The organism is Vasconcelosia minhoensis LEGE 07310, from assembly GCF_015207255.1.
GTDB lineage: Bacteria > Cyanobacteriota > Cyanobacteriia > Phormidesmidales > Phormidesmidaceae > Vasconcelosia > Vasconcelosia minhoensis.
In genome coordinates this window covers 12,660-25,770 of sequence record NZ_JADEXG010000030.1, presented here as the reverse complement: position 1 = coordinate 25,770, position 13,111 = coordinate 12,660, and the positions used below count along the sequence as shown (strand labels likewise).

Below are 13,111 nucleotides of genomic sequence, written 5' to 3'. Positions count from 1 at the left end.
TGTAGGACTTTTAGCCTCCCTTAGCTTTGTCCAGAGGCTCAAGCTGGGCTGAGTTGGGTTTGATTTCTCCTTCATAGCGGCTGTAGACCAGCTGAATCGGTCGCCAGGGCGAAAACCAGTAGACATCTTGGACGACGCTGAGGGCGCGATCGCGACTAGCCGCGCGAAACTGCACCAGGGCAATGTTGTTCAGCCCTACCACCTCGCGGCCTGACTGAAACCAGCGGCTGAGCCAGAATAAAAGCGGCTGATACCAGCGCGATCGCAGCAGTTCATTCCGCCGTTCGGGCAGCGGCAGCCAGTCATTTGGCTTGCTAAAGCTGGGATAGCAGACGGGCTGGCGGGGAATCCATTCTAGGGCGCAGCGCCAGTCAGGGGGCGTAGCGCGATCGCCCTTCCGAGGCAGCTCGACCATGTCCGGCGGCTGTCGCCAGCCCCGCCAGCGGCGAACCCGTTCGGGCAGTAGCCAGCTCTTAAGCCGAGTATGGATCAGACGAGTCAGAGTTTCCTCATTCTTGAAGGCGCTAGCCGTGAGCTGCACCAGTACGGCGGGCGGAGATGAACCGCTCTGGTAGGTCAGCCGCACCGCCGCGCTGTAGTGAATATCGCCTGATAGCACAACGACCTGCTGCCGTCGGTCGAACAAATATTGCAGTAGCTGTGCCAACGCGGGCGAATGGATATTCCAGGCATCGCCCACGTCTGAGGCAAATACCCGGCGACGGCGCAGCTGGATCTCATGCACCCAGTCAATTACGTTGAGGCCAAATACGTTAGTTGGCGCCACCACAAACGTTAGCCTTGGGGACAGTATAGAATCTCCTGACGCAGCTGAATCAGGCTGCAAAGTCTGGCCCAGCTGCTGCTCATAGGCCTCTGGGCACAGCAGCATCGGTGGCGCCGGCGGGGGTTGGTCAGCTGGGTAACCGCGCCAGGTGCGCGTATCGAGCAGGATAATTTCGTGGCACGGGCTGCGGATGGTATAGTGCCAGGTCAATGCGTCGGGATGGCGGTCGAGCACTAGGGTCTGGCCGCAGCGGACAAACTTAGGCTGGCGGGTTTGGGCATCGGTCGCGGGCATTCCCACATAGCGCCCAACCGCACCATAGGCCTGAACGTTACTCCCGGCTGAGGCGGCCCAGTCCTGAGCCGCTGCTAGCAGCGCCCCCCCGGGCTGACCGGCGGTGAACTGCTCCGGCGTATTCCCCCAAGCCTGAAAGGTGGCATAGGCCAGCAGGGCATTTTGGACGATTCGCTGCCCCAGCGGTCGCCCCAACACCCGCAGGCACCAGGCCCGATTCAGGTTCCAGTCGTCGCTGACGTCGTGGTCGTCGAAGATGGTATAGACGGGAATGTTAGCCAGCGATCGCTGCACTTTCCCTAAGGTATGGATAAACTGACGCAGCTTGCGCACGTCAGCGTCCCATTGGCGGATGAGCTTTGGCTCCTGATAAAGGATTCGGCCCGGCGGTAGGGTGGGCCAGCAGGCGGGTGACCAGCCCAGCAGGTAGGCGGCATAGAATTCACCTAGGCCAAACAGATGGCTGTTGCTCTTCTTGGGCTGGCGCGGGAGTCCAGCGGTCAGCCCTGCTTGATCAGTTGCCACGGTGCTGCGTTCTCCCGGCGGCAGCGATCGCGGTGTCTGATAGATCATCTGCCCCAGTCGGTCGAGCCCGATCGGCAGCTGCTCTTCCCAGCCGAGCAGGGCATCGCCTAGCCGGGTCGCCACCCACAGCAGCGGGTCGGCTACATCATCTGCATAGATCTGGTCGCCGGTGAGCAAGAGCTGATGGGGCCGGTGGCAGGGCTGGTCAGCGGCGTCTGCAATTAAGCTATCGAGTACCGGCAGCGCGTCAAACCCCTCGCCGCCCGGCTTACGGCAGGAGCCGTGGACCAGGCGCAGGTCAGCCACATCCTGCGGCGGCAGCGCGAAGGTCGGCAGTGGGTGGTCAAAATAGCTGAGATTAATCGCAGGCCTATCAGCCGCCACCAGTCCCTGCGGTAGCGTGTGAACCGCCAGGCTATAGGTTTCGTGAAAGCTCAGGTCATAGGCATAGAGCGCATCGCTGGTGAGCGGTCGCCCGGCTGGCGCGATCGCGCTCACCGCCACCACATGTAAGGACTGCCCCAGCGCGACGGTCTGTTGGCTATTGCGAAACAGCGGCTCTCCAATCGTCTGTCCCCGGTCCGCGGTGCTGTAAATCGTCAGCATCACCCGGCAGGATTGTTTCAGAGCAACCCAAACCGTGACTGTCTCTGTCTCTACCCGCTGGAGAATAGGCCCGGCTAAGACTAAGGGCAGCGACGCTAACCATTCGCAATCGGGCGGGTTGGGCATGAGCAGATAGTTATGGAGCATTGAAAGATCAAAGCTGACCTTTCAGTCTTTCCTTTATAGCTTTTTATCACTGCTAGTACGGCACATCCGCCCTGGCAGTCTTTTTCCATTAAAAATTCATACAAAGGATTGACCTAACCCTTCAGCAAAAACCGATCAAACTCAACGACGGCTGACTCAGGCTGTCGGGCGTCAAAGTAGTAGCTGCTGACGGTTCCCGTCGCCGTGTCAAAGAGGCTAAAACAGGTGATGTCGTTGCTGGCGATATAGGGCAGTGGGCTGCCCTGTTCATCCTGTAAAGGAGCTAGGGTCGGCACAACCGGCTCTAAGCCATTGGGGTCGCCAGCGGCAACATACTTTTCCTGAAATTTTCCTAGGCCATCGACGGGCTGCTGGGGGGGAACCTGTCGTGGCTTATCCTGCAGGTGAGCACCGTAGGTATTGCCGACATTGGAAGATTCGAGAAAATGGACCCCGCGATCGCTGACAAAGCGATTCCACAGATGAGAGTGGCCGTAGTAAACCAGCTGCACGCCAGCCTTCTCTAGCAGCGGTACGAGGTCACGAATAATCAGGTCTTGCGACTTGGGATACTCGTAGCGCAGGCTCTGCAGGCTGCCGTCTGGGTGCCGCTGGGTTACCGGCACGGGATGAGTAAAGGCGGGCACAATATTATCGCCAAGGGAATGGGGTGGATGGTGCAGCATCACAATTTTGTAAGGCGCAGATTGAAACGCCTCACTGGCCAGCTCCTGCTGTAGCCACTGGTACTGGGAGCTGCCCGCGGCGATGCTTTCAAAAATATGCTGGCCATAGCCCCAGGACTCGGGCTGCTCCAGGTCTGACTGGCGCTCGCGGTAGCGGCCTTTGACATCCGGACCGAGCCCTGGCGGTCGCCAGATCTGGGTGACATAGAGCGAAATCAGCCGAATGTTCCCGAAGGTCGTGGCGTAGTACTGCTGAGTTTTACCGCCATCGGGGAGCGCCGCCGTCGGGAGGGAAAAAATCTCTTCGTAGGTGTCGGTATTGAAGGAGTGATTTTTCACCCACTCAGCCCGGCTAGCGGCCCCGCCATCGGCGTTCGCTTTATCTGAGTCGAAAAGCTGCTGGGCCACCGCCCGGGGAACCGCATCGCCAAACTGCCGCTTGAGCTTGTCGGTGTCAGAATAGCGACCCATTACCTCATGGTTGCCGAGGCCCGTCAACAGCGGCGCGTGCTGAATCAGTTCACCGCCGATATAGACCGTTTCCTGACCGTTTTTCTCCAAGGCAAAATGCGCCCGGCCCTGGAGACTGGGAAAGAACGCATGGCCCTTGGCGTGGTCAAACCATTCAGACCCTCGGTCGGGAATATTCACCAGGTCTCCAGCCAGGAAAACCGCGTCCACCTGGCCCACCGTTTCCTGTACCTTTTGCAGATTGGCGGGCGTCAGCGGCATCAGCTGGTGGTCGGAGGTCAGCAAAATTTTCAGCGGCTGGTCAGACGGCGGTAGCGGGGCCAGGCTAAAGCTGCGGCTCTGTAACAGCTGACCGTCTTCACGCTGGCTGAAGACGCGGTAGGGCAGCCGCTGTCCGGGAATTAGACCGCCGATGATAGCCTCATGCCGCCAGACCGAGCGCGGCGTCAGCTGGCTATAGGTTTTGCCCGCCACCTGAGAGTCAGCGTCTTCGCGCAGGCGGCTGAGCTGGGTCGTGACCGCGATCGCGCTTTCCTCCAGGTCGGCCCCATAGCGCACGCTGTGACCAGCGCCCTGAAATTCAGTAAACCAGACGACATTGACTGAGGTTTCGGTCGGCCGCTGCAGGAAGGGGTCGGTCAGCATGGGGGTAGAAATTGCGATCGCGTCATCAACGGGCATCATGCGCTCCAAAGCGGCCTCCTGAGGGGGCGAAAGCCTCAGTAAAGCGGCCGCCGCCAGCCAAAGCAAGATTCCGAGAAAGATGAGTACGGCAGTCTTAGTTCGAGACATCATGCGGTAGCACCCCCAAGAGGCTCGGTCAGCCGCTTTCGCCCTGCTCAACCCGGCTGGAGACAGGCTTAAGTCGCCTATCCAACTTTACGGCTTCAGAGCAGAGACTTATAAAGTTGTTAACATGGTTGCCTGGAATGCTCAAGTACCCACGCTACTCTACCTAAGCAGTGGCCCGACCGGCTGCTTTCGATCACTACATGGGGTTCCAACCGCGTCAGATATGCCTCGTCCGCCTAGCCAACAGCTGCTGCTGAGCCGACCATTCTACGGGTGGGCGCTGCTGTCCTTAGGACTTCATGGCATTATCCTCTGGCTGCCGCTGCGAGAATCGCCCGTCGAGCCAGAAATAATTTTAGAACCACCGCCAGCCGCGATCGCGGTGACCCGACTCCCCAACCCAGCTGCTTCAGAGCCACCCGCTCCACCGCCTGCTCCCCGTCCTCGGCCCCAGCCGCCCCAGCCTGCTCCCGTCCCAGCTCCAATACCCAATCAGCAACCTATACCTGCCCCTGAGCCCGAACCGGCCGAAGCTAGCCCAGCTGAACTCCATCCAGTCAGCTCAGCTCCTGCGCCCGCAACCAGCGGCCCAGCAACCTTCAGTGCAACTGGAACTACTGACGGTGAAGCCTTAAATGCTTTTACGGCCTGGCATACTAATATGCGCGCTCAGCATGGCCTATCCCCCGAATTCATCAGTGACCGCATGGTCGTTGACTACCCCATTCAGCCAAACTGCCGGAACCCCGCCCCGGGCAACGCTTCGATTGGTGTATTGGCCGAAGCCGATGGGACTGTCTCGGATGAGCCACAAATCATCAAAAATACAGGCTACAGCGACCTCGACACCTGGATTGTCAATGCAGTTAAAGCTAAAACCTTTGACGAAGCCGCAGCCGCAGGAACCCGCAAAGCTCTGTCCTTTGAAGTCGAACTCAACTACACCGGTACCACCTGCGACCCAACCCCTTAACACGCTTCCCTCTTTCCTTTTCCCTCCACTACCCACTACCCACTACCCTCCACCCATCTACCCCCCACTCACCGGCGGAATCAGTACCACCTCATCCCCCTCCGCCAGCACCGTATCGGGCTCTACAAACTGAAGATTTACTCCAAATCGCGTCAGGTCACGCCATCGGGCCAGCTCGGGATGCTCACTAATTAAGCGATCGCAAACGGCAGCAACGGTCGTCCCAAATGGCAAAACCAGAGTTTGCTCGGCGGCACCGACGGCCTCTTGATAGGCGGCAAACAGCTTGAGATGAATGGTGATATCTGACATGCGACCATCATACTGGTAGCGCTGACCGCTGGCCTGAAGACAGCTGTGAAGCTATGCTGCAACTTTCTCGGCAAAATATGGCAAATTAAATATTAAGTTTTGTATTCTGTAGCTATTGTTACAGAATTTTGTCTATAATGAATTAAGAAGCTGTTCGAAGAGTGTTTGTCTTCGCTTCCAATTCCTTACAGTTTGCATTCTTTTTCCTCAAGAGGTTTTACCATGTCTGTTCAAGATCAAGCCCGTGCCCTTATGATGCGTCATCATCACCAGGTTAAGCATCGTCAGCAGTCTCTACTCGCTCGCTCTGGCGCTGAGGTCGGCCTGACTTCTGAAGAGCTGGGTCAGGGCCTACATATTCAAGGCAAGCCTAGCTTTGCGGCTCAGCAGTCCTATACCCGCAGTGGCTCTACCTTTAGCTAACCGCTTCAGCTAGCGAAGGGAGTGGTCGCTCGCTCATCAAGGCGAACCGGCCTCCGCATTCTATTCATTTGCTCCCCAGCGGCCTTTAGGTCGCTGGGGAGCTGCTATATGGGGCTCACTGCCCTGACTACTGCTGACGATGAGTTCAGCTCCCGGAAAGGACGGAATGCCCATAGCTTCAAAGCGGTGGCAGACCGTACTGAGCAATCGATCGAACGGGCTTTCTAGAATCGCGGCGTCGGGCTGGATATCGTGAAGCGAGATCGCGCGCATTACCGCTACAGCGCCCATCGACGCCCAGTATAAGGAGATCGTAGCCAAAGCTTGAAACGCATCAGAACCCTAAGAATGCGCCATTTGAATCTTACCGTTGCAGCAGGAAAGCCATGTCAGTGAACCCAAAATGAAGGTCCGCTCCAGAATTCTGGAACGGACCTTGGGTGAAGTGTAAACAGCTGATTGACGGAGGGGTTACCCGTTCCAATCGTTCTAGATGACGCCGCTCATGTCGCTGGTGTCCTTCAGGAAACCGCTGTAGGCTTCCATCCCATGTTCACCAATATCCAGACCTTTAAGCTCTTCTTCAGCCGCCACCCGCAGGCCAACGGTGGACTTCAGAATCAGCCAGAAAATAGAGCTGGCAACGACGGTAAATAGACCAATCACCACAATCCCCAAAATCTGAGACAGCAGCTGACCAATCCCAAAGCCAAAGAACAGGCCGCTTTCTACGTTAAACAGACCGACCGCTAGCGTTCCCCAAATACCACAGATTAGGTGAACTGAAATCGCTCCGACCGGGTCGTCGATCTTGATGCTATCAAAGAAGCCGACAGAGAAGACGACGATAATACCGGCCACCAGGCCAATAATCACCGCACCCCAGTAGTTCACGCCGGCACAGCCAGCGGTAATGCCCACCAGGCCAGCCAAAATGCCGTTGATTATCATAGACAGGTCGGGCTTGCCGCTTAGCGCCCAGGCCGTAAAGGTCGCCGCAACGCCACCAGCCGCCGCAGCTAAGTTGGTTGTTACCGCAATAAAGGGAACGGCTGTACTCGCTGCCAGCTCAGAACCGGGGTTGAAGCCAAACCAGCCAATCCAGAGGATGAGACAGCCCAGGGTCGCAATGCTCATATTGTGACCCGGGATCGCATTTACTCGTCCATCCTGGTACTTACCAATCCGGGGGCCGAGGAAGACGGCACCCATCAGGGCAGCCCAGCCACCAACCGAGTGGACAACGGTAGACCCGGCAAAGTCAGAGAAACCGCGATCGGTCAGCCAGGCGGCACCCGACCAGACCCAGTGACCCGAAATTGGGTAGGCGATCGCGGTCAGCAATACGCTGAAGATAATAAAGCTGGAAAACTTGATCCGCTCGGCGACCGCACCCGACACAATCGTCGCCGCCGTACCGGCAAAAGCCGCTTGGAAGAGGAAAAAGACGGGAATCGTCAGCGTGCCGCCATCCAACCCGTAGGTTGCCGCGTCACCGCCGAGGAAGTACCCCCCCAGGCCAAACAGGTAGCTCCCTGAGCCAAACATGGCAGAGAAGCCCAGTACCCAAAAAGAAAGCGTCGCTAGGCCAAAAACGATTAGGTTTTTGGCTAAGATGTTGACGGCATTTTTCTGCCGACAAAAGCCGGTCTCCAGCATGCCGAAACCGGCATTCATGAAGATGACGAGTATGGCCGCAACCAAGATCCAAATGTTGTCTAGCACCGCCTGCACACTATCGGGGGACAGTGCTTCTTCTTGAGCGTTGGCAGCCAGGCCCCAGCCCACCACGATGGTGATGGCCACAGGCACACAAAACAGCCAGGCCCAGGAGAGCGAGCGACCCAGCAGGCGGCCAAAAAAGCGCTCCGCCATTTCAGCAAAAGGCGGGGCATAGGAAGACCAGACAGACGGGTTTCGCCGCCTCGCTCTGGCCTTTTTTCTCAAAGTTAAATTAGTCATTCGACAGACGTTCCTAACGCAATCAGACAGCAATTAGCCACTGCCATAGGGGAGGCTGAGCTTAAGCGATAGGTTCGGCTCAACCACTTCTAGGAGATAAAGCTCGAAGGGCACTCCGAAACTTTGGACTCCGAAGCTCGTCAGGTGACTAAAGCACCCTTGACCTGCGGGTTGAGCAACTATCATCAGGCTTTACTTATCAAGAAAAGTCGCTACAAGCCGCTCCTAGACAGTTTCCCAGATGGTGTATCTGACTGATTCCACCAATTTGAGGCAAGTCGTTCTGTATAGAATGATACATTTTTTCGCGAAGAGGATGGTCTGGCGATTTTTCAAAGCCGATCGGCGCAAAAATTTAAAGAAACTTTAAAGTTTAGGCCGTGACTAAGCCTCCGACCGCTCCCTAGCTTTTCATTTTGTTACTTTTTTGACGCACGCAGCACGGATATATCTGAAAAACAAGCTTCAGGCATCCGTTCTTTCCTTGAGATATTGCTGGACACCGATCGCGTCTAAGCGGGCCTGTTTTTCAATGACGGCTGCTTTTAAGCGCTGGCGGTAGGCTTTGACCTGCTCTAGCAGCTCCGGGCGCTGGCTAGCCAAAATCTGCACGGCCAGCAGCCCGGCATTTTTAGCATTGCCGATGGCCACCGTCGCAACCGGAATGCCGCCCGGCATTTGCACAATCGAGTAGAGCGAATCGACGCCCTGGAGCGTACTGGTCTTGACCGGCACGCCAATTACTGGCAGCGGTGTGATTGCTGCCACCATACCCGGCAGATGCGCCGCGCCGCCCGCTCCCGCAATGATGACCTTGATGCCGCGCTCCACGGCGTTTTCAGCGTACGCGACCATCCGCGCTGGGGTGCGATGGGCTGAGATAATGGCGACCTCAGGGGCGATCGCGAATTCTTCACAAACCGCGATCGCGGCGGCCATGGTGGGGAGGTCTGAGTCGCTGCCCATGATGATGCTAATTTCGGGAGGCATAGGGGTGATGGGGTAATGGGTAGGGGCATGGTAACCATGCCCGCGCCAGGGGATGATTTATTTTAGGAATGGTTTGGGTGAGGGGATTGGGGCGTGGGTGAGGTTTGGGTGAATGGTCGGGTGGTGGGGCGGTCTGGATTCTATCAGATGCGCGTGGAGCGAGGTCGGGTGGAGAAGATTGAGCCGATGCCTTTGGGAGATGAGGCGGCGATTGCGGGCAAGACAATTGACCTGGGGGGAGACTGGCTTTCGCTGGGCGGGGTGGATTTGCAGATTAATGGGGGCTTGGGGCTGGCGTTTCCGGATCTGCGGCTGGAGCATTTGGGGACATTAGCGAAGATTTCGGAGTTTCTTTGGCAGCAGGGGGTTGATGGCTATCTGCCGACGCTGGTAACGACTTCGGTGGAGAATATTCACCGGAGTCTGGCGGTGCTGAAACGTTATAAGGCTGAGGCTACTGGCGGAGCGCAGGTATGGGGAGTGCATTTGGAAGGACCGTTTCTCAATCCGGCTAAGCGCGGGGCGCATCCGGCAGCGTATTTGCAGGCGCTGACGTTGGATAATGTCAGGGGGCTGTTGGGGAAGTTTGCCGATTTGGTGAAGGTGATTACCCTGGCCCCCGAGCTCGACCCAACCGGTCAGGTAATTCCTTGGCTAAAGGAGCAGGGGATTATTGTCAGCCTGGGCCATTCGCTGGCGACGGCAGGGGAAGCCGCGATCGCGTTTGACCAGGGCGCAACGATGGTGACCCATGCCTTTAATGCAATGCCGGGGCTGCATCATCGCGAGCCAGGGCTGCTGGGGACGGCACTGGCGCAGCCGGGGGTGTCCTGTGGGTTTATTGCCGATGGGCAGCATATTAGCCCGACCATGCTCAAGCTATTTTTGCGAATGCAGCGGCAGGCTTTTTTGGTTAGCGACGCCCTCTCTCCCCTGGGGCTGCCGGATGGCGTCTATGCCTGGGATAGCCGTGAGATTGAAGTGAAGGACGGCACGGCGCGGCTACCCGACGGCACGCTGGCGGGGACGACTCGGCCCCTTTTAGACGGGGTGAAAAATTTGGCCCAATGGGGACTATGCGAGGTAGAAGAAGCAATTGCGACTGCAACGACTGCTCCCCGAGCCGCCATTGGCCTATCGGAAGCGATGATTAATCAGCCCGCTCAGTTCCTCCGCTGGCGCTGGGACGCCGACAAAAAGCAGCTGACCTGGGCCAGGCTGTAGCAGCGACATCAGCTCAAGCCGGAAAGATTGAGTAAACTTAGCATCAGCGGGCCAGAGGGAACATCTATGACAGTGCTTTCGATTGTTGGAATTGACGGTCAGCGGCTAAATGACCATATTGAGTCGCTCGCCAAGATTGGCCAGCGGCCCGATGGCAGCCTCTGTCGGCTGGCCTTTACGCCGGAGGATATCCAGGCCCGCTATCGGGTGCAGCAGTGGATGGTCGAGGCAGGGATGCAGGTGCGGACGGATGCAGCGGGAAACCTGATTGGCCGCTACGAGGGAGAGGTTGCGGACGCCCCGGCGCTGGCGACCGGCTCCCACATCGACACGGTACCTTCCGGCGGGCGCTATGACGGCGTGCTCGGCGTGCTAGCGGGGATTGAGGCGGTGCGGGCCTTGCGAGATCGCGGCCAGCGGCTAAACCATCCCGTCGAAGTGATCGTCTTCAGCGATGAAGAAAATACGATGATCGGCTGTCAGGCGATCGCGGGCACGGCCCTGCTAGATGCGCCTGAACGCTATCAAACCAACGTCGATGCGCCGATTCAGGACTGTCTGGAAATGCTCGGCGGCAGCTGGGAGCAGCTGGCGACCGCCCGTCGGACCGACCTAGCCGCCTTTGTCGAGCTGCATGTCGAGCAGGGCATCGTTTTAGAATATCAGCAGAAGACCGTTGGCATCGTCCAGGGCGTGGTCGGCATTCACCGCAGCCGGATTACGATTACTGGCCAGGCCAACCACGCTGGGACGACGCCGATGGATATGCGCCAAGATGCCCTCGTCGCCGCTGCCGAGACGGTCTTGGCTGTCCGGCAGATTGCTCTAGCCCAGCCCAGCCAGCCCGTGGCGACGGTGGGCCAGCTCGAGGTGTCTCCCAATGCCGTCAATATTGTGCCGGGGCAGGTGACGCTGTCGGTGGATATGCGCGACCTGTCGCCCGAGAGCCTGGAGGCGATGACGCAGCAGCTGGAGCAAAAGCTGGATGCGATCGCGCTCAAAACCCGAACAAAAATCGCGATCGAGCCCCTGCTCTACGTTGAGCCCACCCCCGCCGCTGCCGCCGTCCAGCAAGTCATCCAGACGGTCTGCCAGGATCTGAACCTGAGCCACCTACACCTGCCCAGCCGCGCCGGTCACGACGCCCTGGAGCTGGGCCGGATTACCGCCATGGGCATGATTTTCGTCCCCAGCGCTGATGGCGTCAGCCATTCCGAAGCGGAATATACCTCACCTGAAGACTGCGTCCACGGAGCCAATGTGCTGCTGCAAACGTTAATCCGACTAGACGCAATTTTGCCTTAGTTGCTTATTTCAGCTGGGCATAATGGCGGAAGGCGGTAAGGTATAGAGCTACTGCATTCATCAAGGACTCAGCGCATGATTACAGGGGAACTGAAGTCGAAGGTCGATCGCCTCTGGACGACGTTTTGGAATAACGGCATCAGCAATCCCCTGTCGGTGATTGAGCAGATTTCTTACCTGCTGTTTATCAAGCGGCTGGATGACCTGGAGCTGGCGAAGGAATCTAAGGCTCAGCAGCTGGGCCGCCCGATGGAGCAGCCGGTCTTTTCGGCGGACAGCCAGCCGTGCCGCTGGTCGCAGTTTAAGCATCTGGACGATGCCGAGGCGATGCTGCGAACGGTTCGGGATCAGGCGTTTCCGTTTATTAAAACCCTGGGCGGTGAGGTGGCCGATAGCCCCTATGCCCGCCACATGCAAGATGCCGTCTTTCTGATCGGCTCTCCGGCGCTGCTGGCCAGCGTGGTCGCCCAGATCGACCAGATCCCAATGGAAGACCGGGATACCAAGGGTGACCTCTACGAGTACATGCTCTCGAAGCTGAGCACGGCGGGCACCAATGGCCAGTTCCGCACGCCCCGGCACATTATCAAAATGATGGTCGAGCTGCTGGCACCCGGCCCCCACGACATCATCTGCGACCCGGCCTGCGGCACCGGTGGCTTTTTGGTGGCGGCGGCGGAATATCTGCGCGGCCTGAAGGATAGTCAGGGCAACCAGGTGCTGAATGCCGCTGGCAACCGGGCGCATTTCAACCAGGGCATGTTCCACGGCTTTGACTTTGACGCCACGATGCTGCGGATTGGCAGCATGAACCTGATGCTGCACGGCATTGAGCAGCCCAAGATTGAGGCGCGCGATTCGCTGTCGGAGGACCATGCGGGGGTGGAGGAGGCGTTTACGGTGGTGCTGGCGAATCCGCCGTTTAAGGGGTCGGTGGAGAAATCGACCATTGCCAAGGATCTGGCCAAGGTAATCAAAACGACGAAGACGGAGCTGCTGTTTATGGCCCTGTTTTTGCGCCTGCTGAAGAAAGGCGGCCGGGCAGCGGTGATTGTGCCGGACGGGGTGCTGTTTGGCAGCAGCAAAGCGCATAAGGAGCTGCGGCGGATGCTGATCGAGGAGCACAAGCTAGACGGGGTGATTTCGATGCCGTCGGGGGTGTTTAAGCCCTATGCGGGGGTGTCTACGGCGATTCTGGCGTTTACCAAAATCGGGGTGAGTCAGGATGGGACGGATACGGTTTGGTTTTATGACATGGCGGCGGATGGGTTTTCGCTGGATGATAAGCGCCAGCCGGTTGAAGAAAACGATATCCCTGACCTGCTAAAGCGCTGGAAGGCCCGCGATCCGAAGCAGGATACCGACCGGACTGGCAAAGCGTTTTGGGTGCCCAAGGCGGAGATTACGGCGAATGCCTATGACCTGTCGATTAACCGCTATAAGGAAATTGAGTATGAGGAAGTGGAGTACGACCCGCCGAAGGTGATCTTGCAGAAGCTGCGGGCGCTGGAGGGCGAGATTCGGCAGGATCTGGATGAGTTGGAGCGGATGCTGGGGTGAGTGGCAGGCTCCAACTCGGTTTCAAGCTATGACGCGCTGCGCCGCGATGCTATG

The 13,111-nt window shown here is 58.1% G+C and carries 11 protein-coding genes; 5 read left to right on the top strand and 6 right to left on the bottom strand.

Annotation, left to right across the window (positions count from 1 at the left end):
- Positions 1-10: 10 nt before the first annotated feature.
- Both IQ241_RS13525 and IQ241_RS13520 read right to left on the bottom strand, forming a co-directional pair.
- On the bottom strand, positions 11-2,359 hold the full coding sequence (locus IQ241_RS13525) for a PhoD-like phosphatase (RefSeq protein WP_228021692.1): 2,349 nt from the start codon (positions 2,357-2,359) through the stop codon (positions 11-13).
- Positions 2,360-2,472: 113 nt separating this feature from the next.
- A complete protein-coding gene (locus IQ241_RS13520; protein ID WP_193908069.1) occupies positions 2,473-4,308 on the bottom strand; it encodes a metallophosphoesterase in 1,836 nt (611 codons plus the stop codon).
- A 223-nt stretch (positions 4,309-4,531) separates the two neighbouring features.
- On the opposite strand from IQ241_RS13520, the gene IQ241_RS13515 reads away from it, so the two are divergent.
- Positions 4,532-5,281, top strand: a complete 750-nt coding sequence (locus tag IQ241_RS13515) for a hypothetical protein (protein ID WP_193907978.1) — start codon at positions 4,532-4,534, stop codon at positions 5,279-5,281.
- A 57-nt stretch (positions 5,282-5,338) separates the two neighbouring features.
- On the opposite strand, the gene IQ241_RS13510 is transcribed toward IQ241_RS13515, so the two are convergent.
- Entirely contained in the window at positions 5,339-5,593 is a 255-nt protein-coding gene (locus IQ241_RS13510) for a MoaD/ThiS family protein (protein WP_193907976.1), read from the bottom strand.
- A gap of 222 nt (positions 5,594-5,815) precedes the next feature.
- Here IQ241_RS13510 and IQ241_RS13505 point away from each other — a divergent pair, with 222 nt between their 5' ends.
- Positions 5,816-6,016, top strand: coding sequence for a hypothetical protein (locus tag IQ241_RS13505; RefSeq protein WP_193907974.1), 201 nt, complete (start codon positions 5,816-5,818; stop codon positions 6,014-6,016).
- A 60-nt stretch (positions 6,017-6,076) separates the two neighbouring features.
- On the opposite strand, the gene IQ241_RS13500 is transcribed toward IQ241_RS13505, so the two are convergent.
- From IQ241_RS13500 to purE, 3 genes are all read right to left on the bottom strand, one after another.
- The gene (locus IQ241_RS13500; RefSeq protein ID WP_193907972.1) at positions 6,077-6,307 is read right to left on the bottom strand and encodes a hypothetical protein; all 231 of its coding nucleotides are present in this window, start codon (positions 6,305-6,307) and stop codon (positions 6,077-6,079) included.
- A gap of 198 nt (positions 6,308-6,505) precedes the next feature.
- Complete coding sequence (locus IQ241_RS13495; protein ID WP_193907970.1) at positions 6,506-7,978, bottom strand: ammonium transporter; 1,473 nt, start codon at positions 7,976-7,978, stop codon at positions 6,506-6,508.
- 465 nt (positions 7,979-8,443) lie between these two features.
- On the bottom strand, positions 8,444-8,977 hold the full coding sequence (gene purE / locus IQ241_RS13490) for a 5-(carboxyamino)imidazole ribonucleotide mutase (RefSeq protein WP_193908067.1): 534 nt from the start codon (positions 8,975-8,977) through the stop codon (positions 8,444-8,446).
- 138 nt (positions 8,978-9,115) lie between these two features.
- Between purE and nagA the strand changes: the two genes are divergently transcribed.
- From nagA to IQ241_RS13475, 3 genes are all read left to right on the top strand, one after another.
- Positions 9,116-10,192: an N-acetylglucosamine-6-phosphate deacetylase gene (gene nagA, locus IQ241_RS13485; RefSeq protein WP_193908065.1), complete on the top strand. Its 1,077-nt coding sequence runs from the start codon at positions 9,116-9,118 to the stop codon at positions 10,190-10,192.
- A 66-nt stretch (positions 10,193-10,258) separates the two neighbouring features.
- Positions 10,259-11,497: a Zn-dependent hydrolase gene (locus tag IQ241_RS13480; RefSeq protein WP_193907968.1), complete on the top strand. Its 1,239-nt coding sequence runs from the start codon at positions 10,259-10,261 to the stop codon at positions 11,495-11,497.
- A 75-nt stretch (positions 11,498-11,572) separates the two neighbouring features.
- On the top strand, positions 11,573-13,057 hold the full coding sequence (locus IQ241_RS13475; RefSeq protein WP_193907966.1) for a type I restriction-modification system subunit M: 1,485 nt from the start codon (positions 11,573-11,575) through the stop codon (positions 13,055-13,057).
- Positions 13,058-13,111 lie beyond the last annotated feature (54 nt).